Source organism: Corallococcus sp. AB045 (genome assembly GCF_003668895.1).
Lineage (GTDB): Bacteria > Myxococcota > Myxococcia > Myxococcales > Myxococcaceae > Corallococcus > Corallococcus coralloides.
Genome location: NZ_RAWN01000012.1, coordinates 59,154 through 83,580 on the forward strand (window position 1 = coordinate 59,154; position 24,427 = coordinate 83,580).

Consider the following 24,427-nt stretch of genomic DNA (forward strand, 5'->3'; position numbering starts at 1 on the left):
GATTATTTGCCTACATCTGGCTACCGTGTAGTTTGCCCCTGTCCCCACCTGTTTCGGAGCCCTCCCCGAATGAACACGCAGCCCCAGGAACGCCGCTCCAATCTGCGCTTCGACAAGATTTTTACCGTGTACCTGTCCACTCAGGACGGGATGATGCGGGGCATCGGCCGCAACATCAGCGCGCGGGGCATGTTCATCGAGGTGCGCGACTCGCTGGGTCTGGGCGAGAAGCTGAAGGTGACGTTCGCGGGCGAGGACGGCACGGAGATGACGTGCCTGTGCGAGGTCCGCTACCAGGTGGCGCTGGCCTTTGGCCGCAAGGACGGGCGGCCCGGCAACAGCCGCGGCGTGGGCCTGCGCATCGTGGCCTACGAGACCCTGGACGACGCGCCGCTGCTCCTGGTGGACCGCGAGCGGGTGATGCACTGAAACACCACGGGGCACGGCCCTTCCCCCATTGAGCGGGAAGACACCGTGCCCCGGGGGGCGACGCAGGAGACGGCTTGGGGCCGGTTACTGCGAGAAGCCCTCGAGGAGGTAGTGGGCCTCGATGCGCTTGAGCGCGAGGATCATCGCGGCGCAGCGGCTGTCCACCGCCTTCCCAATGCAGTACGGGCGGCTGTCGTGCATCTCCGTCTTGCGCGGCTGGTTGCGCGAGATGTCCCGGATGATGCGGTAGTTGCGCTTCATGGCGCGCTCGAGGCGCTGATCGACTTCCGCCTCGCTCCAGCGCTCCATGCGCTTGTTCTGGATCCACTCGTAGTAGGACACCGTCACGCCGCCGGCGTTGGCGATGATGTCCGGGATGAGCTCGATGCCGCGCTTCTGCAGGACGCGGTCGGCCTCCGGGGTGGTGGGGCCGTTGGCGCCTTCCGCGATGAGCTTCACCTTGAGGCGCTCCGCGACGTCCGCGGTGATTTCACCACCCAGGGCGGCGGGGACGAGGATGTCCGCCTGCACGTCCCAGAGGTCCTTCTTCTCGATGCGCTGGGCGCCGGGGAAGCCCACGACGGAGCGCTTGAGGTTCTTGGGGTCCGCCACGTAGGCGGCCAGCGCGTTCACGTCGATGCCGTCGCCGTTGAAGATGGAGCCGTCGGCGTCGTTCACCGCGAGCAGGCGCGCGCCCATGTTCCCCAGGATGATGGCGGCGTGGCTGCCCACGTTGCCGAAGCCCTGGATGACGAAGGTCTTGCCCTTCACGCTCTCGCCGCGGTCGGCGTAGTAGTCCTCGATGCAGAACGCGACGCCCTGGCCGGTGGCCTTGCCGCGGCCTTCGGAACCGCCGATGCGCACGTCCTTGCCGGTGACGATGCCGCGCAGGTTGTGGCGCTCGCGCTCACCGTCGGAGAACTGGCGGTAGAGGAGCGCCATGATCTCCGGGTTGGTGCCCACGTCCGGCGCCGGGATGTCGATGTTCGGCCCGATGAGGCTCTTGAGCCGGTACATGAAGCGCAGGGTGATGGCCTCGATCTCCTCGCGGCCGTACTCGCGCGGATCCAGCTGGATGCCGCCCTTGCCGCCGCCGAACGGAACCTCCGCGATGGCGGTCTTCCAGGTCATCTCCGCGGCGAGCGCCTTGAAGAGATCCAGGGACACCTCGCGGTGGTAGCGCAGGCCGCCCTTGTAGGGGCCACGGGCCTGGTTGTGCTGGACGCGGTAGGCCTTGAAGCGCTGCGACTCACCGGGGACCAGCTGGTACACCAGCCCGTCCGGCAGCCGCAGGTGGCCGTGGCGGATGGCCACGTCAGAGCCCAGCAGGGCCCGGCCGTTCAGGATGAGGTTGCCGTTGGCCAGGCGCTCCAGGCCTTCGGGGTTGCGCACCTGGGTGACGGACAGGTCGGCGAAGGACTTCGCCGCCTCGGCGGACAGCGGCACGAGCCGGTCCTTGAGCTTCGCGGTGACGTAGAAGATGTGCTCGTAGTCGGGCTCTTCGAGCTCCAGACGCACCCGCTTGTCCAGGCCGATGAGATCCGCCGCGTAATTGAAGATCTCCATCGCCTCCGTGTAGATGGTGCGCTTGGGCGTAGGGGCCGGGGCGCGCATGAAAGTCTCTTCGCTGGCCATGATGGAACGTGCTCCTTGAGGGCCCACCCGGATGGGGGCCACTGGGGAAAGCGGCGCCCTTATGAGCACAGCCGCCACGGGGATTCAACCAGTCTGGCGCCAGGCCATTTCTCCGAATTATGGAGAAAAGTCGCGGGCTTAGCCGACGCGGTGTGTCACCCCAACGAATGCGCCGTGTCATCAATGTCAGGGCTTCTGGGGGATGGGAGCGGGCGGGCGTGCGGGGCCTTGAGAATCCCCGGAGAAACTCCTTGCCGGGTCCGGATACGGATGGTACTTAGGCGCCGCTTTCGGTGCGCCGACATAGCTCAGTTGGTAGAGCAACTGATTCGTAATCAGTAGGTCTCCGGTTCAAATCCGGATGTCGGCTCCAAGAAGAGAAAGGCCGGTTGCCCCTGTGGCAGCCGGCCTTTTTCGTTTTCGCGCTCCAGGGCTTCGGTTGTCGCCGCGAGCCCGGGACGCGGCACGGCGGGTGTCGCTGGCCGATGAGTTGTCTCCGCGAGCGCCACCCGCCGGCCGGAGCCGCTCAGCGTGCGTGCGGTGCGACCGGGGCCGCGTGCGCTCCGCCCGGTGACGTCAGTGCTTCCCGGTTCTTGAAGAAGATGAAGACACCCATCACGACGAGGAAGACTGAGAAGGCCCGCTTGAGCGCTGCCTGCGACACGTAGTGGGACGCCCAGGTGCCCAGGAGGATTCCGGCCACGGCGATGGCCGTGAAGATGCCCAGGTAGAGCCACGGCACCTGGACGTGGCCGAGGTAGCCGGCGAAGCCCACGAAGGAGTTGAGGGCGATGACGAGCAGGCTCGTGCCCACCGCCTGCTTCATCGGGAGGCCCACCAGGAGCACCAGCGCCGGGACGATGAGGAAACCGCCGCCCACCCCGACCAGCCCCGTGAGCCCGCCCACGCCGAGCGCGGCCAGGGCCATGACGGGGAAGGACGCCTTGCGGGGCTCGGGTACGGGCGCGGACTCCTGGCGCGCGGCGAGGGCGGCCTCCTTGCGGCCGTTGCGGAACATGAAGAAGGCGGCCACGAGCATCACCGTGGCGAAGAGCAGCATCTGCAAGGCGCCCGAGACGAAGACGGACAGACGCGCCCCCGCGTAGGTGCCCACCATGGCCACCGCCCCGAAGACGAGGGCCGCCCGGAGCTGCACGTTGCCCTTGCGCCAGTGGCCCGCCGCGCCGAAGAGGCTGGTGACGCCCACCACGGCCAGCCCCATGGCGATGGACTCCTTGGCCCCGAAGCCCAGGACGTACACGAGGATGGGCACGGTGATGATGGAGCCGCCGCCGCCGAGCAGGCCGAGCGACAGGCCAATCAGTGCCGCGAGGGAGAAGCCGATGATGGGCATGGAGTTCGTTTCCGCTAGCCCTGGGGCGCGCGGGGCTCGCGCACGGCGAGCATCCCGCCCGCCAGGTTGTAGAGGTGTTTGAAGCCACGCTGGGCGAGCGCCTGCGCGGCCTTCGAGGAGCGCCCACCCGAGCGGCAGATGAGCAGCAGCGGTTGTTCCCGCGGCCACGACGCGGACGCCGCCTCCAGCGTGCCCAGCGGGACGAGCTCCGCTCCGGGAAGGTGGCTCAAGGGGCCCGTGAACTCGTCCGGCTCACGCACGTCGATGCGCCGCACCTCGGGGCCGAGCGTGTCGAGCTGCGAGGGCGTGAGGTCCTGATAGGGGTGGGGTGTCATGGCTTGCTCCTGTTGGGAAGGGCAGGGGACTTCAGGCCCCCTGCGGTGAAGGCGCCGTGTGCCCACAGGCGCGGTTGGCTGGGACGGCGACGTCGATCTTCTTGGGCTTGGGCAGGTGGAGGTTGTTCATCACCTCGATGAACTCCTCCCGGCTCCTGCCCGCGACGCGCGGGTTGTGTCGCTTCTCCTCGCCGATGCTCGTCACCATGTGACCGTGGTAGTCGTGCGCGGGGTAGACGAGCGTTTCATCCGGCAGGCGGAAGAGGACGCGGGTGAGGCTGTCGTAGAGCTGGCTCGCGTTCCCGTTCTGGAAGTCGGTGCGGCCGTTGCCTCGCACGAGCAGCGCGTCCCCGGTGAAGACGCGGTCGCCCAGCAGGTAGCTGACGCTGTCGTCCGTGTGGCCCGGCGTGGCGAGCACCTGGAAGACGAGCTGGCCGACGCGCACTTCGTCCCCGTGGCGCACCTGGACGTTGGCGCAGGCGGCTCCTCCCACGCCCCCCACCACCGTGGCCCGCGTGCGCTCGCGCAGCACGCCGGACGCGGTGACGTGGTCCGCGTGCACGTGGGTATTGAAGACGTGGGTGAGGGTGAGGCCCAGCTCGCCCACCAGCCGCAGGTCCCGGTCGACCTGCTCGAGCACCGGGTCGATGAGGACGGCCTGCCGCGTCGCTTCGTCACCGAGGAGATAGGTGTACGTCGAGGACTCTGGGTCGAAAAGCTGGCGGAAAATCATGTCGTTGCCTCCTGTCCATGAGAGCCGGGGGACGGGAAAAGGATTCAGGCCTTCCCCGTTCAGGATGCGGCGTGCGGAGGCTGAGCGTGGCGGCCGGGCGCGCGGGGGCGTGCCCCATTGCCTTGAACGGACCTCCCGCGGCAGGACCCCGGGCTGAATCTTCTTCCCCGGACCCTGGCTCTCACGGGACATGACTTCCTCCATGCTCCTTCCCCTCCTGGGTGGGGCGCTCATCGGGCTGAGCGCCTCCCTCCTTCTCCTGGCCAACGGCCGGGTGGCCGGCATCAGCGGCGTGGTGGGCTCGCTGCTGGCCCCCGTGCGCGGCGACATCGCCTGGCGCGTGCTCTTCCTCGCCGGCCTGCTCACCGGGGGCCTGCTGCTGGCGTGGCTGCGCCCTGGCTCCTTCCCGGCCCCCACGTCCTTGAGCGCGGGCGGCGCCTCGCTGCTGGTGGTGGCCGGACTGCTGGTGGGGTTCGGCTCGCGGCTGGGTAACGGCTGCACCAGCGGGCACGGCGTCTGCGGCATCAGCCGGGGCTCGGCCCGCTCCATCGCGGCCACGCTCACCTTCATGGCCACCGGCGTCCTCACCGTCTTCCTGGTCCGCCATGTCCTCTAGAGAAAGCGCTCCCATGCGTCCCAACCTCAGTGCATTCCTCAGCGGCCTCCTCTTCGCCCTCGGCCTGGGCCTCGGCGGGATGACGGACCCGGCCAACGTCCTCGGCTTCCTCGACATCGCGGGCGCCTGGGACTTCCGGCTCGCGTTCGTGATGGGCGGCGCCGTCGCCGCGCACGCGGCGCTGCGGCCCCTCATCCACCAGCGCGAGCGGCCCCTGTTCGCCGCGAAGTTCCCCACCTTCTCCGTCAGCAGGCTGGACCGGAAGCTGCTCGCGGGCTCGGCCCTCTTTGGCGTGGGCTGGGGGCTGGGCGGCTACTGCCCCGGTCCGGCGCTCACCTCGCTGGCCAGCGGCGCTTCGGGGGTGCTCGTCTTCGTGCCCGCCATGTTCGCCGGCATGTACCTGGCCCAGGTGCTGCAAACGCGGCGCGGTGCGAGCGCGGGGACGCCACGCCTGGGCGCGACGCCCGCTCCGTAGCCCCAGGCTTCACGGCCCGCCGGACAATCGGGCCCCGGGGGTGAATCCTATTCGTCCTGCCCTGGCTCATACCTGCAGACCCATCGCATGGAGATAGAGCGTGTCCAATCCCCAGGAGCAGCCCCATGGCCATCCGCCCTCCCTCACGCCGGCTCCCGCGTCCGAGCGGCACCGGGTGCTCATCATCGGCGGAGGCACGGCGGGGCTCACCGTCGCCGCACGGCTGAAGCGCAAGGGCGTGCACGGCGTTGCGCTCATCGAGCCCTCGGCCCACCACTACTACCAGCCGCTGTGGACGCTCGTGGGAGGAGGTGCCGCGGACATCGCGAGCACCGTGCGGCCTGAAGCCGACTACATCCCGAAGGGGACGCAGTGGATCCAGGACCGGGCGGAGGAGGTGGATCCGGTGCGGCAGGAGGTGCGCACGCGGGGTGGGCGGTGTCTGTCCTATGACTTCCTGGTGGTCGCCCCGGGAATCCAGCTGGACTGGGACAAGGTGCAGGGCCTGCGCGAGGCGCTGGAGACGCCGTGGGTGTCCAGCAACTACGACTTCCGGCTGGCGCCGAAGACGTGGGAGATGGTGCGGGCGTTCCAGGGTGGCACGGCGCTGTTCACGCACCCGGCCACGCCGGTGAAGTGCGCGGGGGCGCCGCAGAAGATCATGTACCTGGTGGCGGACCACCTGCGCCGCAGCGGGCTCGCGGGAAAGTCGCGCGTCGTCTTCGGCTCGGCCGGCAAGGCCATCTTCGGGGTGAAGCCGTTCGCGGACGTGCTCGAGGGCGTGGTGAAGCGCTACGGCATCGAGACGCACTTCGGCCACGACCTGGTCGAGGTGCGCCCCGGCCCGCGGGAGGCGGTCTTCGCGGTGAAGCGGGAGGGGCGGGAGGAGCGGGTGACGCTGGGCTACGACATGCTGCACGTCACGCCGCCGCAGAGCGCGCCCGACTTCATCAAGGCGAGCCCGCTCGCCCACAAGGAGGGCCCGAACGCGGGCTGGATCAAGGCCGACAAGCACACCCTCCAACACCCTGACTACCCGAACGTCTTCGCGCTCGGGGACGCGAGCGACCTGCCCACGTCCCGCACCGGTGCGGCCATCCGGGCCGAGGCCCCGGTGCTCGTGGAGAACCTGCTCGCGGTGATGGAGGGGAAGCCCCTCACCGCCCGGTACAACGGCTATGCCTCCTGCCCCCTGGTGACCGGCTACGGGAAGATGCTGCTCGCCGAGTTCGACTACGACGGCAAGCCCGCGCCGAGCATCCCGCTCATCGACACGTTCGTGGAGCGCCGCGACATGTGGCTGCTCAAGAAGTATGGGTTGCCGCGCCTGTACTGGGATTTCATGCTCCGCGGGCGCGCGTAGCGGCCGGGCACCGGGGGCAGGGAGGCCCGTCTCTCCGGCACTGACGCCGGGCTCCTGCTATGTCTTCCCTGGAAGACGTCTGGGAATGCATCCTGGCGACCGGGCGCACTTCCGGCACGGAGGCGGCGCCAGGCCAGGTGGAGGTGACGAACGGATGTCGACGCGAACCGATGCGCAGTTGCTGGAGGCCGCGCGCGCTGGCGACGACAAGGCCCTGGATGAAGTCCTCGCCCGCCACGAGAAGCAGGTGTACCGCTTCGGCCTGCGCATGTGCGGCTCGGAGGAGGACGCCAAGGAGGTGCTTCAGGAGACGCTGTTCGCGGCCTTCCGGGGCATGCACGCGTTCCGGGGTGACGCGGAGCTCTCCACCTGGTTGTACCAGGTGGCCCGCACGCACTGCCTCCGCCTGCGCCGCCGGCGCGTCGGAGTGCCCGAGGACTTCCAGCCGCTCGATTCGCCCGCCGCGACCCGCGTCGCCGCGGAGGAGGCGACGCCGGACATGGCCTCCCACGCGCGGCAGATGGGGGAGGTGCTGCAGGCGGCCATCCTCGCGCTGCCGGAGGCGTACCGGGAGGCGCTCATCCTCCGGGACGTGGAGGGGCTCTCGGCCGAGGAGGCCTCACAGGTGGTGGGCATCGAGGTGCGGGCGCTCAAGAGCCGGCTGCACCGCGCGCGACTCCAACTGCGCGAGCACCTCTCCACGCTTTTGGGGGAGGGCGCCCAGGGGCAGGCGCAGGGGTGCCCGGAGCTGGCGCAGGAGTTGTTGGAGTTCGCCGCGCAGGAAGTGGATCAGGCCACCTGCGTGCGCCTGGAGGACCACCTGTCGCGCTGCCCGCGCTGTACCGGGGCGTGCGACTCGCTCAAGCGCACGGTGTCCCTGTGCCGCCGCATTCCCGGTGATGCGGTGCCCGCGCCCGTGCGCGCGGCGGTGCGCCAGGCGCTGTCTCGCGCGGTGCCCGCCTGAGCCGGAGCGGCTCCCATTGAAGGGGTCAGGATGCCGCGCCGCCGGGGTTCCGGGGGCACCTCCAGGGGATTCCATGAGATGGGTTCCAGTGGTGTCACTGCTGCTTTTGACGGCAGGGTGCGCGACCACCCGTGTTGTCCATGTCGATACCGGGAACGGGCAGCGGGTTGTCCACGAGTCGGTGGACGTCGAGCCGGTCCAGGTGAGCGAGGACGCGTTCAAGTCCGCCCTCACGCAGCTCATCCTGGACATGCGGATGGAGGTCGCGTTCCGCGAAGCCGAAGCGGCGGACGAACGAGGATGGGTGCGCTCCAGGGCCCTGCTCGCATCCATGACACTTGAGGACGTGGCAAACAAGGTGCGGCTCAAGGGGCACGAAGGCCCTCATCCCGAGCGATACCACGCAGAGGTCGTGAGACGGCTGGAGACGGCCGTCAAGCTGTGCAGGACCCCGGAGACCTGTCGGGCCAAGTTGATGAATGAGCTTGCGAAGATTGCAGATGAATTGCTTACGCGGGGTTCGGATTTGCGTAGCTATCTTGTGAAATAGGAGGGCAGGGTGGAACGGGACTTCTATTGGATTGACAGGGCTGACGTGCCTCAGTGGCTCGTCGCGACACCGGTGCCTGCGTCCGGCGGGGAGTTTGATGAGCCTTGGATGTTTGGAGAGGGCCGCCTCCTTCCGGACCCCGGGCCCATCAAGTCACTGATTGAGCATCAAGGTGCGAAGCGCACGTTCGTGTTCAGTCCGATTGAGCAGGTGCCTATTGTCAGTGAGGCCGTTGCAAACGTCTTCAGGGCACTTGCTCCGGATGACGTGCAGATATTCCCGGTGGTGGTGGGCGAGGAGTCAATGAGCTACTTCGTTGTCAATGCAGTCAAGGTTGTTGATTGCATTGATGAGGCGAAGTGCCGGGAAGTTCAGCATTACTCCGAGGAGGATCCGTTTCCTGAGTACGCAGGCGAGTACCGCTGGATCCATGGCCTGCGCATCGACCCCTCCAAGGCCGAGGGCGCGCGTGTCTTCAGGCCGAAGAGATTCAAGACCGCACTCATCGTTTCGGAGGAGGTCAAGGAGGGACTCGAGCGGGTCGGGAACCTGGGCGTGTCGTTCGAGCGCGTGACGGCGCCGGACCGCGCGCTGCCCGCGTGAAGGCGGCGTCTCGAGGCGCGGCTGCTCGGGGGGGGGCCCACCCCGGCAGGAAGCGCCCGAGCGGGCGGAGGAGGGCGGCCCTGGCCGGCGGCCCCCCCCTGGCGACCTGAACCCGCCGATAAGCGCAAGGCTGCCCGCCGGGCTTCTTCCTCTGGTACGGAGGGGGGAATCTGTCGCACAACGTCGCCCGTTAACTGGCGCGTTCGGGTGGTCTAGAACGCCGCCGGCCCTCTTCTGGAGCAACAACCGTGAGCAGTCTCATGAAGGAGTCCGTGCTGCGCGTGCACCACTGGACTGACACCCTCTTCAGCTTCGTCACCACGCGGGACCCGGGTTTCCGCTTCGCCAGCGGCCAGTTCACGATGATCGGCCTGGAAGTGGAGGCCCGCCCGCTGCTGCGCGCCTACAGCATGGTGTCCGCGCACTATGACGACCACCTTGAGTTCCTGAGCATCAAGGTGCCCGGCGGGCCCCTGACCTCCCGGTTGCAGCACCTGAAGGAGGGCGACAACATCCTCGTCAGCAAGAAGGCGACCGGTACGCTCGTCCTCAAGCACCTGCTCCCCGGCAGGAACCTCTACATGCTGAGCACGGGGACGGGCCTGGCGCCCTTCCTGAGCCTCGTGAAGGACCCGGAGATGTACGAGCAGTTCGACCGCGTCATCCTCACGCACACCTGCCGCCGGGCAGAGGAACTGGCCTACCACGACCTCTTCCTCCACGAGCTGCCGCACAACGAGTTCTTCGGGGAGCTGGTGAAGCAGAAGCTCACGTACTACCCGAGCGTCACGCGCGAGGACTTCCGCAACACGGGCCGCATCACGGACCTCATCCAGAGCGAGAAGCTGTTCAAGGACGTGGGCCTGCCGCCGCTCAACCCGGAGGTCGACCGGGTGATGCTCTGTGGCAGCCCCGGCATGCTCTCGGACCTCACGACCATGCTGGAGGAGCGCGGCTTCCGGGAAGGCACCCCCGGAGAGGCCGGCCACTACGTCACGGAGAAGGCCTTCGCCGAGCGCTGAGCGGCCACGACCCGCGGCTACTTGAGCGGGTTGTAGCCGGGCTTCTTGTAGAGGCGGTCCCACTGGCCGGCGATCTCCGGCCGGTAGACGGCTTCCGCCCAGTCCGTCGGGGAGACCTCCTCGATGGCGACCGAGATGGAGCCTTCGGCGCTGCCGAGGGCCTCCATCACGTCCTTCACGATCCGCTCGGCGAGCTGGGCCTTCTGCTGCTCGGACTTGCCGGGGTAGAGCTTCACGGTGACGTGGGGCATGGGCCGATCCTCTACTTCTGGGACGGGTCCTTCGCGGGGGCAGGCGTCTTGAACGTCTCCTTGGCGACGTTCATCGCGGACAGGGCCTTGGGCCAGCCGCAGTAGAAGGCCAGGTGCGTGAGCGCCTCGACGAGCTCCGGCTCCGAGACGCCGTTCTCCCGGGCCTTCTTCAGGTGGAAGGGCAGCTGTTCGGTGTTGCCGCCCATGGTGAGCGCGGCGACGGTGACGAGGCTGCGGTCGCGGGGCGCGAGCTCCGTGCGCTCCCAGACGTCGCCAAACAGCACGTCATCCGTGAGCTGCACCATCTTGGGCGCGAAGTCGCCCAGCTGCTTCTTCAGCGCGGAAGGTTCCTTCTTCATGTTCATGGCTCCCTGGGACGCAGGCGGTCCCTTGGCGTATTGCTCGTCGCTGACCTTCTCCAGCCAGGTGACGGCCTTGCCGCCGCTCTCCTCCTGGATGGCGATGTGGTTCATCCGGGTGGCCGGCGTGGCGCCGTGCCAGTGCTTGATGCCCGCAGGGATCTGAACGACGTCGCCCTCCCGGAACTCTTGAACGGGGCCGTCCCAGCGCTGGATCCACCCGGTGCCGGCCGTGACGATGAGGGTCTGTCCCAGAGGATGGACATGCCACGCGGAGCGGGCGCCGGGCTCGAAGGTGACGGAGCCACCGGTCGTCCGCCCGGGCGGCTTCGCTCCGAAGAGGGCCTGGCGGTGCACGGTGCCGGTGAAGTGCTCGGCCTCCGCCAGCTCCACGGGCCGTGAGCCTCCGCGCGAGATGGCGATCTCCTGGCCTCCCTGGGCCGGTGCCGCCGCCACCGGGGCCCCGTAGAGGGGAAGGGCCACGGCAACGAGGACACATGACAGACGCAGCGGGTTGCACGGTCTCATGCCGGGATGGGTACGCCCCGCTTCCGCCGGTCGCCAGGAGGCAGGCGTGAACGGGCTTTGAACCCAGGTTTGACAATGGGGGCGCCGTGAAGCTCTACATCCGTGCTTCAATCCCATTGCGACGTGATGTTTCGTGAGACTGGTTTTTGCCTTGCTGGATTGCAAGGAGTTGCCGGTTTCCGATATTCAGACAGGCGCGGTATTCACCCGAGAGGAGCTCCCGATGCTGACGCGTGTCGTGAAGAGTGCTTTCGTTGTGATGGGGCTGTCCCTTGCGCTGGCCTGTGGTGGAACGGAGACGGCGGACGTCGACCCGACGGAAGGCGTTCCGGCGGATGTCCAGGCACCCACGGCGGATGCGGTCTCGGATGACGTCTCTGCCCAGAACAAGCCGGGCTGCGGCGCCTGGAAGCAGCCGTGTTGCGAGTTGAAGTACTGCAACCAGGGTTACGAGTGCGATCCCTCGACCCTGAAGTGCCTGCTCTGAGACCCCTCTTCGAGCTGACGTCGGATCCATGAAGAGCAAAGCCGGTGGCCACAGTGCCACCGGCTTTTTCGTTTCTGGCGGGACAGGGACGGCGCGCGAATGCCTTCCGACAAACTGTCGCATCATAAAGGCACTCTCAGTTTGTCGGTGACAAGGTCGCATTGACAGTCCGAGGCAAAGCTCCTCACCGGAGAAAGGCGTGTTGGACTTGCGTTGGCGAGAGAAGGCTCGTCTGCCTGGTGGGGCATTGTGCTTGCCGCGCATTTGCGACAGCTGAAGGCATTTTTTTTGGTCGTCGTTCGTCAATTCAATCTAGGGATGTGCGAGTCTTACTTTTATCGTTTGCGCGGCCAAGCTGGCTTCGAGGTCGATCTTGCCTCCTGGCTTGACAGAGGGTTTCGCCGCCAGCATCTTGCGGATGCATTGGTTGATCGGAGCCGCTAACTGCCTGGCCTCGATCACCGTGTGAAGGCGGCTTCCCACCAGGAAGCATGGGATCGGCGCTCCTCCTTCGTAGGCAACCTGAGCGGAAAGACCGTGCTGCCCCAGTTTGTCTACCGCTTGCCCGACAAGACTGACTTCGTGTCCTTTCAGAACGGACAATAGCATGCCTGCGCCTTCGACGATGCTCCATGCCTGCATGTCATTTATTCCACAGCCCTTGAAAGATGAGTAGCCCTTGATGTTGGCCCCATATGTGTCTTTCGCCATTCCTCCCGACTCTTTGAAGCTGGGAATGTACGCATGAAGGAGCGACATCAGTAGGAGGAGTCGAAATCGATAGCGTTGGTCGTCCTGGAGTTTAAGTTCGGACTCAAAAGCGGAGGCAGAGCATGCCATGTTCACGATTGTTGCGAATCGCTTGTGTTGCAAGGAGTCGGGTTGGATCAGGAAGTCGACAATGCTGTTTCTGGTTTTTATGTCTGTTGACAGTAGCTTGTCTGCCGCAATGCCCACCGTTGTCTGGATGCCATGTGGAAGAACTCCTCTTGTCTCGTCGGTGAATTTCGTTGTGATTACTTGGCTTGGTATGTGGCTTTGTTCGAAGTACAGTTCGGGCATCTGAAAGGGCTGTTCGGAGTTCGCTCCGCTGAGCGAGCCCTTTGTGCCGCCGCGGATCACTTCGTTGATGGAACTCTTGAGGTAGGTGAGGTTTTCCGGGTCGAGCAGGTGTGGGGTCGTAACGAGTTCCGCAGGATGGGACTTTCCTAGATTTTTGACAGTGTAGGAAAGCTCGGCGTGGATCGAGAGGCCCCGAACCCCATCCGGGAAATTCTCGCTGAAGCTGCCCGAGCGCATCAGTGGTTGTCGCTTGATGTGCTCCTGGATTGTGGAGATATTTTGAAGGTCATTTGGTGTGAGGGGCTGAGAGTTGGCGAGAGCTCTCATTTGCGAAGGTCGGCGGCCTGAGTTCCAATCTATTTTTAGAGTCCCGATGCCCTCTATTTCGATGCCAATGCGTACCTTGTCCTGTGTCGGGGTTCTCTCGCTCATGCGTTCCTCTGGGTCGGGTTGGGTCGGCGGTGATTGTTTTGTGGTTATGGGTTAGTCTTTGCTGGGAAGTGTTGTGTTGTTGTCTGGGTCGGAGAGCCTTGGGGTGCGGGATTTTGGTTTGACTATGCTTGTTGGGGGGGCGCTGTGCTGCCTTTTCATGGCTCCTGTTTCACTGGGTCATCTCGGTTGCGCGGTTCGAGGGTCATCTGATGCTCGGAGTCGAAGGGGCAGAGGGGGGCACCAGAGGGCTGCTGTGAGAACGAGGGGCGAACTGCCCCTCATGCTCTTGATTGAGGCTCAGGTCTTGAGTTCGCTGTGTTTTGCGCGTCTCAGCCCGCAGGGGCAGGGCGGGACTTGCTGGAGAGGGCCGTCAGGATGTCAGCCTGCCGCTTGCGGGCATCGCTGGCGACCTTCGCGTAGTCCTTTTCCGCCTCGAGCTTCTCGGCGTTGAAGCGGACTTCGGCCTTCTTGAATTCGGCTTCGGCCTCCATCCACGCGCGCCGCTTGTCCTGGGCCTTGGCGCGGTCCTCGAGGGAGAGCTTCGCTTGTTCATCGAGCGCGGCCTTGAGCTCGGTCTCAGCCTTCTCCAGCGCCTGTTTGGCCTCGGCAGCGGCCTTGTCCGCGGCATCCTTCTGCGTCTTCGCCGCGGCGAGTTTTCCATCCGCCTCCTGCACCGCCTTGTTGGCGGCTTCTTGCGAAGGCCCCAGATTCTTGAGCTCTGTCGACCTGCCGTCACGCGCGGCTGTCAGGATGGAGATCTTGTCCGGGTCCTCCCGCTTCAAGGTCTCGAACTGCTTCTGCGCCTCCGCTCGGGCCTTCTCCACCTCGTCGAGCAGGGGACGGGCCTTTTCGATGCGCCGCTCCTTGTCCAGCAAGGCAATCGCGATCTCCGCGTTGATCTCGGCGATCTGCCACTGGGCCTGGGCCGACTCCAGTTCAGCCTGCTTCTTTTCGAACTCGTCCTTCTGCTGCTTGAGCTGCTCCTCCACTTCCTTGGCCTGCTTTTCCAGGTCCTGGGCCTGCACCTGCGGGGGCTTCGGGGGAACGACGACATTCGGCTGCGGCGTGGGCATGCACTGCTCCTTCTGGGTAGGTGTTGCGGGAAAGGTGATGGCTCACGGCACCTGGGTCGTGGCCTGGCCGGGGGAGAGCGTCTGGATCACACCTCCCCAGGTGCACATCAGCTTCGAGGTGTTGTTCAGCGCGGGCATGTTCCCGATGAGCACCGTGGGCGCTCCGGCCAGCCACGGGGCGGGCGTCACCGGCATGCAGGGCATGGGCGTCAGCACTCCCAATGCGGCGGCCGTCGCGGCGGCCACGGTGGGGTTGGTGACCGAGGTGCACATCCCGAACGGGAGGATGTTCACGAACGGTGCGTGGTCCATGATCGTCGCGGCAGGAGGCCCACCGACGAGCACCCGGTTCGTGGGCAGCACCACCAATGTGCTCGGTGCCACTCCGAAGCTGCACTGCATCGTGGCTCCCATACAGGTCTGGAGACTCATGTCGGTTTCCCTCTCGGATTGTTCAGCCACGCCGCGGCCTTGATGAGCCACGAGCGGGTATCCGCTGGCGCGAACTCCACGGGCCCCTCGATGGGCACTCCGTGCTCGAAGACCGTCCGCTTCGCGAGCCTCCCGTCTGGATGGAACTCCAGGGCCTCGCCGTGGGGCTTGCCGTCCACGTGGGGCGTCCGGGTGCGCACCTGCCCGTTGTCTTGGAACTCAACGACCTCGTCCGTGAGCTGGCCTCTCACGTAGCGCGCCTTGCGAAGCAGGACTCCGCGCGGGCTGAAGCTCTCGTGGTCTCCGTCCAGCTTGCCGTCCCGGTAGTGTGCCTTCAGCGAGGGCTGTCCCGTCCCGGCGTGGAACGCGGTGAAGGGGCCGTGCAACATTCCCCGGGCGAAGGTCTGGATGAGCCGTGGCTGTCCGTGCTCGTGCATGAACGCCTCGCCGTGCAGCACTCCGTGGCGGAACGTGAACTGCTGCGCCAGCGTGCCTTCCTCGTACAGCTTCAGCACGCCGTGCGGCTTGCCGTCGGCGTCGAGCGTGTATTTCCTGTGCTTGCGGCCCTGCTCATCGCGTTCGGTCACCGCGGCGGTCTTGTCATTGGGTGGGCTCAATTGATCTTCACCAAGCCGCCCTTCACGGTGAGCATCGCGCCGCCGTCCACGGTCTGGGACATGCTGGCCTTGTTGGTCAGCTCCATGCCCGCGTCGTTGACCAGGTTGGTTCCCGCCTTGTTGGTCAGCGCCGTTCCCGCTGTGTTCGTCAGGCTGGTTCCCGCCTCGTTGGTGAAGTCCGTTCCCGACTTCTGCGTGACGCTCGTGCCCGCGGTGACCGCCAACTCCTGCGCCGCCTTGAGCGTCAGGGACTTGCCGGCCTTGATCGTCACGGCGCCCGTCACGTCGAGCGTCAGGTCCCCCTTCACCGTGAGTACGTAGTCTCCGCCCACGTCGTGGGTGAACTTCGCCTTGCTGGTGTGCTTCTCCTCACCGGTGATGGTCAGCGTCCGCTTGCCCTTGACGTCGTGGGTTTCATCCCCCGTCTCCACGGTGATGACGCGGTGGCCCTTCTTCACCGTCAACGTGTCGTCCGCTTCCTCGATGGTCGTGGTGCGGGCGTTCTTGACGGTGACGTTCAGGTCCTTCTGGGCCTGGAGGAAGACCTCCTCCTCGTCCTTCTTGTCCTCGAAGCGCAGCTCGTTGAAACCGTCGCCCTCCTTGGAGGACTGCGTCTTGAGCGTGCTCCGCGTCTGGTTTTCAGGGAGCGCGTAGGGGACGGTCTGCTGGGCGTTGTAGATGCCGCCCGTGACGAGCGGCCGGTCCGGGTCCCCTTCGAGGAAGGTGATCAGCACCTCCTGGCCCACGCGGGGCAGGAACATGCTGCCGAAGGACTTGCCCGCCCAACCCTGCGCCACGCGGATCCAGCACGAGCTGTTCTCGTCGCTCTGGCCCTGCTGATCCCAGTGGAACTGCACCTTCACGCGCCCGTACTTGTCGGTCCAGATCTCCTCGCCGCTCTTGCCCACGACGAGGGCGGTCTGCGCGCCCACCATCACCGGGCGGGGTGTCCGCGGCTCGGGCCGGAAGGGGACGTCCGCCGGGAAGGCCTCGAAGCTGTTGCTGTACGCCTCGTCCGTCGCTGCGTGGACCACCTGGCGCAGCACGTAGTCCCCGTTGATGCTGGCCCGGTCGTGCTCCGCGAGCGTGAACCTGCCCCCCGAGGTGAAGGCCCGGACCCGGCCCCGTCCGCTCAGCTTCTTCGCTGGCGCTTCGGCGGCCTGCTTGCGCAGCTTCACCCGCGCCTCTCCATCCGCCTGCTTCAGGAAGCCGCCGGGGTACTCGTAGCGCCTCAGCGAGGGGCTGTCGCCCGCGGGCACCTCCGCGCTCAGGGGCGCGGTGGGGACCTCGAAGTCGAAGTCCCCCATCGCGTGCGCGGTCGGGACGACCTGCTGCTCCAGCGTGCACTCGGTGAGGGTGTCCTCTGGCCGGAGCGTCGTGTCCTGGCCGGCCACTCGCACCTGCTCCAGTCCCGCGCAGGCCGTGTGCGCGGAGGCGTCGTCCGCGAGCACCAGGGTGTGCTTCCCCTGCGCGTGCTCGAAGAAATAGAAGATGCCCTCGTCCTCCAGGAGCCTTGAGACGAAGTCGAAGTCGCTCTCCTGGTACTGCACGCAGTAGTCGCGTGGGGCATACGTGCCCTTCAGGTCCTTGCGGAACTCGCCCAGGTTGTGGCGCTTGAAGGTCGCCTCGACGATCTCCGGCACGCTCAGGTTCTGGTGGATGCGGCTGTCACGCGTGAGCGTGAGCAACCACAGCCAGGGCCGCAGCTCCGCGAAGTAGGTGGTGAAGTCCTTGCGCGTGCCGGCCTGGATGAAGCGCGTGACGAGCCCGTGGAAGTACCTCGGCGTTCCATCCGGCAGCACCATCATCACCGTGGCGCCCTGGCCCACCACCTGGGTGAAGTCCAGGTCGCCGTGGCGCGAGTGCAGCTCCAGGTCGAAGCGGAAGGGCGCAGAGAGGCGCTCCTCGCCATGGAAGGAGCGCGCCAGCAGCACGTCCTTGCCCAGCGGCGTCTCGATGCTCAGGTAGAGGTTGTCCTGGGTGTCGTCCATGGGCGGCTCAGGCGTTGCGGATGTGACGGCTGGAGAGGCGCACCTCGAAGGGCGTGGCCGACGGAGGGATGGGGTGCAGCCAGGAGGTCCGTCCCAGCCTCGGCCCGCGGTTCATCCTCTGGCGTCGGTGCAGCCTCAGCGCGGGGACCTCCTTCGCATCCAGCAGGAGCACGAAGTCGAAGGTCAGGTGGGGCGGCGCGACCAGGCGGGTGTACGTGACGGCCGTTTCGAAGGCGGCGCGGCCGGGGAGGAGCTGGACGAATTCGCGCCATGGCAGCGGGCCGAACCGCAGCGTGAAGCGCGCCTGTGGATCCCACGCGCGCGTGCCGAGCACCGCGCCCCGGCCCAGCGTCAGGCGGCCCCTGCCCAGGTGTGTCCGCTGCTCGGGCGCGAGCGGGAGCCATTCCCCCGCGAGCGGCTGGCCCTGCACGCGGGTCCCCAGCCGATCCGCCAGCAGCTGCTCCAGGGCCGCCATGGAGTCATGCGCACCCGACGTGAGAACCCGGGTGTGGGGAATCAGTCCCAGCTGGAGCCGCTCCGGCCAGTCGAGCGTGCCCAGGATCGCGCTCAGGTACCGCGCGAAGGGATGGTGCCGGGGATGCGTCACTCCCAGGCCCACGCGCCGCTGGGCGCGCGCCTCGTACATCAGGGACACGAGGCGGTGATTGAAGATGTCCAGGAAGTCCCGCAGTGCGGTGTCTCCGTCGTGGACCCGGTCACGGAGCAGCTCCGTGAACGGAGCGGGGAGGGGGCCGTGCGCTCCGGCCATGCCGAGGAAGTTCACCCACAGCTCTTGCGTCCCGTCGTCGTCCACGCGGAACGAGTCCACGTCCGTGGCGGGAAAGGCCATGGACGTCTTGGAGCGGAAGCGCACCGTCTTTCGCGGGTCCGCCTTCAGCAGGCGCACGGCCTGGTAGAAGTCGAAGCGGTGCGCTTCGTCCCTCAGCTGCTGATTCACAGGACGTGCATCTCGCCGGACATGGGCGGCCATTGCTTCCTCCTCTCGGTCTTGCCGGTGAGCGGGTTGTGCGCGTCGAGGGTCAGCCGGACCAGGGTGTTCACCGGCGCGTTGAGCCCGAAGAAGTGGTTGAGCACCGCGCTCAGCAGCAGCGCACTGCCGCCCACGAAGCGTGACTCATCCACGGTGAGCACCAGCTCCAGGCCCCGGCAGAAGCCGCGCCAGCCGTCCGCGGACATCGGGTGCACGAAGTCGCGGCTCTCCAGCTTAAGCAGTCCCCGGAGCTGGTTCTCCAGGGCCTCGTCGCCCTCGTGCCCGTGGCGCCGGATCATCTCCCGCAGCACCTCCACGCCATTGGGGAGCGCGGTGATGGAGTGGTGGCCGAAGGAGACCTGCGAGACGAACTGCCAGAGGGTCCTTCCTCCCAGCGGTGGATCCCGTTGTGGCGTCGGCGCTTTCAGGAGGCGGACCTCCTGGAGCGGGAGTCCCTCACAGTGCAGCTCCGCGCCGGAAGGCAGCTGCGCGGCGAGGTGGCGGTTGGTGCAGAAGATGTGCGCATAGAGCGTCCGCTCGTCCGGGACGCTCGGGTCGAAGTCCAGGTCCAGGAAGGACAGGTACAGGTCCGTCCCCAGTGCCTGCGCGCCACGTGCGGGTTCGCGTCGCGCGCTCCAGAACGTCCGGGGCTTGCGCCGCCCGACCGCGTGGTTGAAGGCGAACATGGGCGCGACCACACCGGTCGGATCCTTCTCGTTCATGGAGGCGCGGACCTCCTGGATGGAGTGCACCTCCGTGGTGGACTCCCAGTGCGCGTCGGGAACCAGCCGGTACTCGGTGCGCCGGTGGTCCACCCGGATGGGCTCGCTGACCCGGGAGAAGAGGTTGACGACGGGGGTGCAGCCCGTGAGCAGGCTCCGCTCCGAGAAGGCGGGCAGGTCGTCGGGTTTGATGTCCAGCGGGATGGCCAACTCCAGCCGGTTGTCCTTCGCTGCCTGGACGTTCCGCCGGCCGGGCTCGAAGTCGAAGAACAGGAACTTCTCCGGAAAGACGCAGTACTCCTCCAGGAGCCGGTGTCCGGTCCGCCCATGCCGGTGGCCCGGGAGCATCACTTCGTCCGCTTCGAACCCTACCGGCCGGATGGGCTGTCCTGGCACCAGCCGCAGCTCCTCGTGCTTCCGCGGCTCGCGCCGCTCGCCGGAGAAGACGGCCAGTCCGAGCGCGTGCCGCGCGAGCAGCTCGTAGAGCCTGGAGGACTCCAGCGGGTCTCCTCCGAGGAACAGCCGGAGCGTGTCCATCTCAAGCTTGGAGAAGGGGAGCCCCCGCGACTCCAACTGGATCGACAAGACCGCCTGGGCGGGGCCCCGCTCCGTCACAAGGGGTTTGAATTCCTGGATGGAGCAGAGCCGGACCTCCTTCACCTCCACGGGCCACAGCGTGGTGGGGTAGCGGGTGCGGAACCGGCAGGTGGCCTTGCGCGGCGTGTCCTTCGTGAACAGCGGGGTGTCCTGGGGGAGCTTTAGCCCGTCCGGAGGAACAGCGCCGGGCACCAGGCGGGCGATCGCCATGGAGGGCATCGGTTCCACCAGGTGGGGCGCGATGAGGCCGAGCAGCGCGGTGCTGATCTCCGGGAGTTGTTGCTGGAAGCCGTGCTGCACCCTCGCGGTGAGGAACGCGAAGGACTCCATCAAGAGCGCGGTGTGCGGATCGTCCCAGGCCTTGTCCACCAGGCCCAGTCGTTGGGAGACCTTGGGGTACTTCGCGGCGAAGCGCTCGGACGACTCGCGCAGTTGATCCAGCTCCTGCTGATACACCCGCAGCAGTGCATCCGTGGGTTTCACGTGGGACCTCCCGCGCGGTTGCGCAGTTCCAGGGCGAAGGTGAGGGGCTCGGCGCGCTGCTCCATCCACAGCAGGCCGGACACGAGCACGCGCAGCGCGTCCTCCCGGGTGGCGTGCGGCTCCACCGCGACCCGCACCTCGCCCAGCCGGGGCTCGAAGGCGGTGATGGTGCGTGACAGCACCTGGCCCAGCCGGGCGCGGTCCGTGGACGACGCGGAGCGGAGCGTCGCCACGTCAGGCAGGCCGTAGTCGAGGACGGTCCACGCGTCCGGCGCGAGCGTCTCCGCCTGCTGGAGCGAGAGGCGGCTCCGGGTGTTGAGCAGCCGGGTCAGCTCCCGGTGCACCGACTCCCGCAGCTGCTCCTCGCTCAAGGTCTTCGGCAGGGGTGGGCCGTTCCGCCGCCTCGGCTCATCGTCGATGAGCCGGTCGAACAGGGGCATCGGGGCCACGTGATTGTCATTGCGCTGTTTCATCTCGTGGCTCCGGTGCCCCTGTCGTGGGGAACTAAGCGTTCTTCGTCAGATCCCACGACGACGAGACATCACCGCTGGCGGTGCCCGGGCTCTCCTGCTTCTGCTTCTTGTAGGCCCACTTGATCGCCGTGTAGTTGAGCGAGATGGTTTCAATGGGCAGGTCCCCGCCGCCCGCGCCCACCGACACCGAGCTGATCAGCACGTTGTCCAGCTCGTAGGTGAAGAAGGCCACCGGCGCGCTCTTGGAGTCCTCCTCGCTCGCCTGGTAGATGGTGATGACGGCCTTCTTCAGGGTGTTGCCACCGCTGCAGTAGTGGTTGAGGGACGGAGACGCCGTGTCGACGTACTTGGTGATGGTGAAGTCCTGGTGGGAACACCGGCCGTGCCTGCGGCTGGTGTTGGAGGGCGCGCCCGCGGAGAGCGGCATGGACACCCCGTGGCTGAACGAGAGCAGCTCGATCTGATCCTTGCCTTCCGTGGTGGTGGACTGGCCGGCGAGCGTCTTGACGTCAGGGAAGCTGATGTAGATGTTTTGCATGGCGGGTTATTCCAGGCGCGAGAGGGTTCAGGCCGCGGGCGGCGGCAGGCTGGCGACGAGCCGGATGGAGGCGTTCAGCTCGTTGAGCTGGAAATGCGGCTTGAGGTAGACAATCGCCTTGTAGGAGCCCACCTTGCCGGGCTCCTCGGTGACGTCGATGCGGGCCTCGCGCAGCGGCTGCCTGGCCTTGATGTCCTGGGAGGCCTCGTCGTTGAGCTGGACGTAGTCGCTGATCCAGTTGTTGAGGAACGAGGCGACGTTCCCGCGCGTCATGAAGCTGCCAATCTTGTCGCGCATCATCGCCTTGATGTAGTGGGCGAAGCGCGACGCCGCGAGCAGGTAGGGCAGCATCGACGACACCTGCGCGTTGGCGGTGGCGTCCAGGCTGGCGTACTTCGTGGGCTTGTTGGTGGTCTGCGAGCCGAAGAAGACGGCCTTGTCGTCCCCCTTGCGGTAGACGAGCGCGAGGAAGCCCAGGTCGTTGAGCTCCTTCTCCCGGCGGTCGGTGATGGCCAGCTCCGTGGGGATCTTCACCGCGTCCTCACCGCTGTCCGTGGTGAAGGTGTGCAGGGGCAGGTCGGAGACGGTGCCGCCGCCCTCGAAGCCACGGATGGCCGCGCACCAGCCGTACAGCGAGAAGGCGTGGGTGATGCGCTCGCCCAGCTTCCAGACGGCGTTGCCCCACAGGTAGTTGCCGTGGGCCTTGGCGCCGTCGCCGCCGTCGCCCGCGGCGCTGAGGTCCTCCTCGAAGATGAAGCCGTCCACGGGGACCGTGGCCTTGCCGTAGGGCAGGCGCATCAGCACGCGTGGCAGCACCAGGGTGACGTAGCGCGAGTCCTCCGTCTCCCGGAAGCTGCGCCACTTGATCATGTCCGATGCCTCGAAGCGCATGGCCAGGTCGCGGGGCGCGTCGAGCCCGGTGAAGTCGTCCTTGAGGCCGAAGAGCTGGGGGCTCGCGGCGGCGAGAAAGGGCGCGTGGGCGGCGGCGGCCACGTTGGAGAGGTTCGTCAGCAGCGTCACGTGCTGCGGCGAGGGGGTGAACTCGTAGTCGCCGATGAGCAGGCTGAACGGATGCCCGCCGAAGGTGCCGTACTCCTCCTCGTAGACCTTCTTGAAGAGCGCGCTCTGGTCGAAGTCGATGGCGTTCTCCAGGTCTTCGCGCAGCTCCTCCTGCGTGGCGTGCATCACGCGCAGCTTGAGGCCGGTGCCGGTCTCCGTGTTCTTGACCAGGGAGTGCAGGCCCCGCCAGGTGGCCTCCAGCTTCTGGAAGGCCTTGTCGTGGAGGATGGCGTTGAGGAGCAGGGAGAGCTCCTCGTCGATCTGGGCGATCTGGACCTGAAGCATTGTCACCGTATTGGGGCCGACCACCACCTCCCGGGTCTGGATGAGGTCGACAAGGAGCGCATTCAGCGCCTGCTCTTCGTCTTGCCGCTGGGTGTCGTCGGAGATTCCCTCCTTGATCTGCTTGACGAGTTCTCCCACCAACTTCGGATCAATGACTGCGGTTGCTAAGGGCATGGCTGGGTTCCTGGGCTGGGATTACGAGTGGGTGCTGTTGAAGGCTTCGAGCTGCAGCCGGGTCTCGGCGGCGGCGGCGTCGGCGGCGCCGCGGAACGCCTCCACGCGCTGATGGACGGACTCGAGCTGCCCCAGGAGCTCAGGGACGCTGTCGCCCAGCGTCGTGACGAGGCCTTCGAGCTTCTCCGCGGTCTCCAGGACCTGGCGGGCCTCCTCACGCGTCGCGAGGGCCTTCTCCAGCGACCTGGCATCCATGAAGCGGCGGGCCTGGATGACCCGGGCCTCCGCGCCGTCCATGATCTTCCGCTGGTGCTCACGCAGCACCTGGACCTGGGAGAGCTCCAGCTCCTCCCGGAGCGGCTTGGGGAAGGCGGCCTTGATCTCGTTCTGGAGCGCGTCGCGCTTGCTCCTGTCCTTGGCGAAGGCCTCGCTCTCCGCGATGAGCTTGTCCGCGTTCGCCAGCGACGTCTTCTTGAGGCGGTCCTTGGCGGCCTCGAACATCTTCACGTCGCTGTCCTTTTCCGCTGCGTCAACGCTAGGAGCCTCCTCCAGGTTCTTCAGGGCATCACCGATGGCGCTGGCCCCCTTGGCGATCTTGCGGAGCACGTCCAAGGCCTGGGCGCGCTTGGCCGGGTCGGCGATGTCGGTGTTGAGATTGGCGAGCGCCTTGAGGCCTGCCGCCGGGCCCCCGAGGTCCTTCTGGGCCTGCGTCATTCCGGCTGTGTCAGGCGGCGTCTGGCTGGCCGCGCCTTCCAGCGCTTGAATCGCGCCCTCCATCAGCTTGCTGGCGTCAGGCGCCAGGAGGCCCTGGTGCTGCTCCCGGAAGGTTTTGAGCTTCGCGGCGTCACCGGTCTTGAGCTCCGAGAGGTCTTCCTCCGGGAGCAGTTGCGTCAAGCGGTCAAAGGCCCCCTCCACGCGGTGGCTCTGCAGGGCCACGTGGATGACGCTGGCCACGGCCTCCAGGCGCTCCCTGAACACCTGGGCCTTCGCGGTGAGGGTCTTGGCGGCATCGCGAGCCCCCTTGAAAGGAAGGCGCTGTTCCTCGATTTGAGCCTTCTTGGCAGCGAGGGCGGCGGAGCCCTTGATGAACACCTCATTGAATTTGGCGTTCAGGCTGTCATTGCCGCTCAGCTTCGCCACCACGTCCACCAGGCGCTGGCGCTCGCGCAGCAGTTTGTTCAGCTTGGGGACCTGCTTCACGATCTGGAGCGGCTCGAAGTCCTCCATCTTCTTGAAGGTGAGCGTGGCCGGGCCCGCCTCCCCGCTCACCGTGTGCGTAGGCGCGAGCTTGGCCATGAAGTCGTCGAAGGTGTCGCGGTCGATCTGGACGAACTTGCGCTGCTTGAGCAGGTCGCTCGGCTTGGTTTTGCCCAGCAGGTCCGCGAGGATGCCGACCACCAACGGGAGCTCCATCTTCTTGGCGGAGCCGAGCGTCTCCACGTCGTAGGTGATGTGCACCCGCGGCGGCCTGTTCCTGTCCAGCCAGTGCTGCTTGCTTTCACTGCTCATGGTCTTGCTTCTCCTGTTCGTGGGTTGCGCGCTTCACTTCGCGTCCCGGATGGCGAGCAACGCGAAGATGGATTGGAGGTCGTCCGTGCCTGGGACCAGCTCCTCGAGGAGTCTCCCGAGCGGCATCGCTCCCCACTTCACGGCCCGCTTCACCAGATAGGGCGTGGGGCTGTGGGGCTCCGTGCGGAGCAGGTAGTCGGAGGCCTCTGTCAGCCATTGATAGGCTTCAGCCCGGCTCTGGATGGAACTCCCGGGCGCCGTGGGCGGGAGGGGCGTGGATGGGAC

At 66.8% G+C, this 24,427-nt stretch carries 27 protein-coding genes and 1 tRNA gene; 10 read left to right on the top strand and 18 right to left on the bottom strand.

What is annotated here, in order from left to right; translation table 11 throughout:
* Positions 1 to 69: 69 nt before the first annotated feature.
* Entirely contained in the window at positions 70 to 429 is a 360-nt protein-coding gene (locus D7Y21_RS04920; RefSeq protein ID WP_120555309.1) for a PilZ domain-containing protein, read from the top strand.
* Positions 430 to 513: 84 nt separating this feature from the next.
* On the opposite strand, the gene D7Y21_RS04925 is transcribed toward D7Y21_RS04920, so the two are convergent.
* Positions 514 to 2,064, bottom strand: coding sequence for a Glu/Leu/Phe/Val dehydrogenase (locus D7Y21_RS04925; protein WP_120562716.1), 1,551 nt, complete (start codon positions 2,062 to 2,064; stop codon positions 514 to 516).
* Between the two features lie 297 nt (positions 2,065 to 2,361).
* Here D7Y21_RS04925 and D7Y21_RS04930 point away from each other — a divergent pair.
* Positions 2,362 to 2,437: transfer RNA gene (locus tag D7Y21_RS04930), tRNA-Thr, on the top strand.
* A 153-nt stretch (positions 2,438 to 2,590) separates the two neighbouring features.
* Here D7Y21_RS04930 and D7Y21_RS04935 read toward each other — a convergent pair.
* From D7Y21_RS04935 to D7Y21_RS04945, 3 genes are read right to left on the bottom strand one after another with little or no spacing between them, the layout of a single operon-like run.
* Positions 2,591 to 3,418 (bottom strand): sulfite exporter TauE/SafE family protein, encoded by an 828-nt coding sequence (locus tag D7Y21_RS04935; protein WP_121711554.1) that lies wholly within the window; start codon positions 3,416 to 3,418, stop codon positions 2,591 to 2,593.
* A gap of 14 nt (positions 3,419 to 3,432) precedes the next feature.
* Positions 3,433 to 3,753, bottom strand: a complete 321-nt coding sequence (locus tag D7Y21_RS04940; protein ID WP_120561365.1) for a rhodanese-like domain-containing protein — start codon at positions 3,751 to 3,753, stop codon at positions 3,433 to 3,435.
* Positions 3,754 to 3,784: 31 nt separating this feature from the next.
* Positions 3,785 to 4,486 (bottom strand): MBL fold metallo-hydrolase, encoded by a 702-nt coding sequence (locus D7Y21_RS04945; protein WP_121711556.1) that lies wholly within the window; start codon positions 4,484 to 4,486, stop codon positions 3,785 to 3,787.
* Positions 4,487 to 4,676: 190 nt separating this feature from the next.
* Between D7Y21_RS04945 and D7Y21_RS04950 the strand changes: the two genes are divergently transcribed.
* The 7 genes from D7Y21_RS04950 to D7Y21_RS04980 all read left to right on the top strand — a co-directional run bounded on the left by D7Y21_RS04950 (position 4,677) and on the right by D7Y21_RS04980 (position 10,079).
* Positions 4,677 to 5,102: a YeeE/YedE family protein gene (locus tag D7Y21_RS04950; RefSeq protein ID WP_121711558.1), complete on the top strand. Its 426-nt coding sequence runs from the start codon at positions 4,677 to 4,679 to the stop codon at positions 5,100 to 5,102.
* A 13-nt stretch (positions 5,103 to 5,115) separates the two neighbouring features.
* Positions 5,116 to 5,577 carry a DUF6691 family protein gene (locus D7Y21_RS04955; RefSeq protein WP_121711560.1) on the top strand — a complete coding sequence of 154 codons (462 nt, stop codon included), beginning with the start codon at positions 5,116 to 5,118 and terminating at the stop codon, positions 5,575 to 5,577.
* A gap of 100 nt (positions 5,578 to 5,677) precedes the next feature.
* On the top strand, positions 5,678 to 6,940 hold the full coding sequence (locus tag D7Y21_RS04960; protein ID WP_120562722.1) for an FAD/NAD(P)-binding oxidoreductase: 1,263 nt from the start codon (positions 5,678 to 5,680) through the stop codon (positions 6,938 to 6,940).
* A 154-nt stretch (positions 6,941 to 7,094) separates the two neighbouring features.
* Positions 7,095 to 7,904, top strand: a complete 810-nt coding sequence (locus D7Y21_RS04965; protein ID WP_121711562.1) for a sigma-70 family RNA polymerase sigma factor — start codon at positions 7,095 to 7,097, stop codon at positions 7,902 to 7,904.
* Between the two features lie 91 nt (positions 7,905 to 7,995).
* Entirely contained in the window at positions 7,996 to 8,454 is a 459-nt protein-coding gene (locus tag D7Y21_RS04970) for an AHH domain-containing protein (RefSeq protein ID WP_233591500.1), read from the top strand.
* A gap of 9 nt (positions 8,455 to 8,463) precedes the next feature.
* Positions 8,464 to 9,057, top strand: coding sequence for an imm11 family protein (locus tag D7Y21_RS04975; RefSeq protein ID WP_199724237.1), 594 nt, complete (start codon positions 8,464 to 8,466; stop codon positions 9,055 to 9,057).
* Between the two features lie 248 nt (positions 9,058 to 9,305).
* Complete coding sequence (locus D7Y21_RS04980; protein WP_199735356.1) at positions 9,306 to 10,079, top strand: ferredoxin--NADP reductase; 774 nt, start codon at positions 9,306 to 9,308, stop codon at positions 10,077 to 10,079.
* 17 nt (positions 10,080 to 10,096) lie between these two features.
* Here the strand turns inward: D7Y21_RS04980 and D7Y21_RS04985 are convergent, their stop codons facing one another.
* Positions 10,097 to 10,330: a tautomerase family protein gene (locus D7Y21_RS04985; RefSeq protein ID WP_121711566.1), complete on the bottom strand. Its 234-nt coding sequence runs from the start codon at positions 10,328 to 10,330 to the stop codon at positions 10,097 to 10,099.
* Positions 10,331 to 10,341: 11 nt separating this feature from the next.
* On the bottom strand, positions 10,342 to 11,172 hold the full coding sequence (locus tag D7Y21_RS04990) for a carboxymuconolactone decarboxylase family protein (RefSeq protein ID WP_233611983.1): 831 nt from the start codon (positions 11,170 to 11,172) through the stop codon (positions 10,342 to 10,344).
* 268 nt (positions 11,173 to 11,440) lie between these two features.
* Between D7Y21_RS04990 and D7Y21_RS04995 the strand changes: the two genes are divergently transcribed.
* Entirely contained in the window at positions 11,441 to 11,704 is a 264-nt protein-coding gene (locus D7Y21_RS04995) for a hypothetical protein (protein WP_121711570.1), read from the top strand.
* Positions 11,705 to 12,016: 312 nt separating this feature from the next.
* Here the strand turns inward: D7Y21_RS04995 and D7Y21_RS41370 are convergent, their stop codons facing one another.
* The 12 genes from D7Y21_RS41370 to D7Y21_RS41685 form a co-directional block, all read right to left on the bottom strand.
* The gene (locus D7Y21_RS41370; RefSeq protein WP_147469186.1) at positions 12,017 to 13,198 is read right to left on the bottom strand and encodes a hypothetical protein; all 1,182 of its coding nucleotides are present in this window, start codon (positions 13,196 to 13,198) and stop codon (positions 12,017 to 12,019) included.
* 329 nt (positions 13,199 to 13,527) lie between these two features.
* Positions 13,528 to 14,271, bottom strand: coding sequence for a hypothetical protein (locus D7Y21_RS05000; RefSeq protein ID WP_121711572.1), 744 nt, complete (start codon positions 14,269 to 14,271; stop codon positions 13,528 to 13,530).
* Between the two features lie 42 nt (positions 14,272 to 14,313).
* Entirely contained in the window at positions 14,314 to 14,703 is a 390-nt protein-coding gene (locus tag D7Y21_RS05005; RefSeq protein ID WP_121711574.1) for a DUF4280 domain-containing protein, read from the bottom strand.
* Positions 14,700 to 15,320 carry a toxin-antitoxin system YwqK family antitoxin gene (locus tag D7Y21_RS05010; RefSeq protein WP_121711576.1) on the bottom strand — a complete coding sequence of 207 codons (621 nt, stop codon included), beginning with the start codon at positions 15,318 to 15,320 and terminating at the stop codon, positions 14,700 to 14,702. Before D7Y21_RS05010 ends, D7Y21_RS05005 begins: the two co-directional genes overlap by 4 nt.
* The gene (locus tag D7Y21_RS05015; RefSeq protein ID WP_121711578.1) at positions 15,317 to 17,311 is read right to left on the bottom strand and encodes a type VI secretion system Vgr family protein; all 1,995 of its coding nucleotides are present in this window, start codon (positions 17,309 to 17,311) and stop codon (positions 15,317 to 15,319) included. Before D7Y21_RS05015 ends, D7Y21_RS05010 begins: the two co-directional genes overlap by 4 nt.
* A 7-nt stretch (positions 17,312 to 17,318) precedes the next feature.
* Positions 17,319 to 18,269: a type VI secretion system baseplate subunit TssG gene (gene tssG / locus D7Y21_RS05020; protein ID WP_158627233.1), complete on the bottom strand. Its 951-nt coding sequence runs from the start codon at positions 18,267 to 18,269 to the stop codon at positions 17,319 to 17,321.
* Complete coding sequence (gene tssF / locus D7Y21_RS05025) at positions 18,266 to 20,104, bottom strand: type VI secretion system baseplate subunit TssF (RefSeq protein WP_158627234.1); 1,839 nt, start codon at positions 20,102 to 20,104, stop codon at positions 18,266 to 18,268. Before tssF ends, tssG begins: the two co-directional genes overlap by 4 nt.
* Positions 20,101 to 20,577, bottom strand: coding sequence for a type VI secretion system baseplate subunit TssE (tssE, locus tag D7Y21_RS05030; protein ID WP_121711583.1), 477 nt, complete (start codon positions 20,575 to 20,577; stop codon positions 20,101 to 20,103). Before tssE ends, tssF begins: the two co-directional genes overlap by 4 nt.
* A 31-nt stretch (positions 20,578 to 20,608) precedes the next feature.
* On the bottom strand, positions 20,609 to 21,115 hold the full coding sequence (locus tag D7Y21_RS05035; protein WP_120562736.1) for a type VI secretion system tube protein Hcp: 507 nt from the start codon (positions 21,113 to 21,115) through the stop codon (positions 20,609 to 20,611).
* Positions 21,116 to 21,142: 27 nt separating this feature from the next.
* Positions 21,143 to 22,633 carry a type VI secretion system contractile sheath large subunit gene (gene tssC / locus D7Y21_RS05040; RefSeq protein ID WP_121711585.1) on the bottom strand — a complete coding sequence of 497 codons (1,491 nt, stop codon included), beginning with the start codon at positions 22,631 to 22,633 and terminating at the stop codon, positions 21,143 to 21,145.
* 21 nt (positions 22,634 to 22,654) lie between these two features.
* A complete protein-coding gene (gene tssB / locus D7Y21_RS05045) occupies positions 22,655 to 24,142 on the bottom strand; it encodes a type VI secretion system contractile sheath small subunit (RefSeq protein ID WP_120562738.1) in 1,488 nt (495 codons plus the stop codon).
* A gap of 33 nt (positions 24,143 to 24,175) precedes the next feature.
* Positions 24,176 to 24,427, bottom strand: a 252-nt coding sequence (locus D7Y21_RS41685) for a hypothetical protein (RefSeq protein WP_199735357.1), incomplete at its 5' end; no start/stop codon positions are given.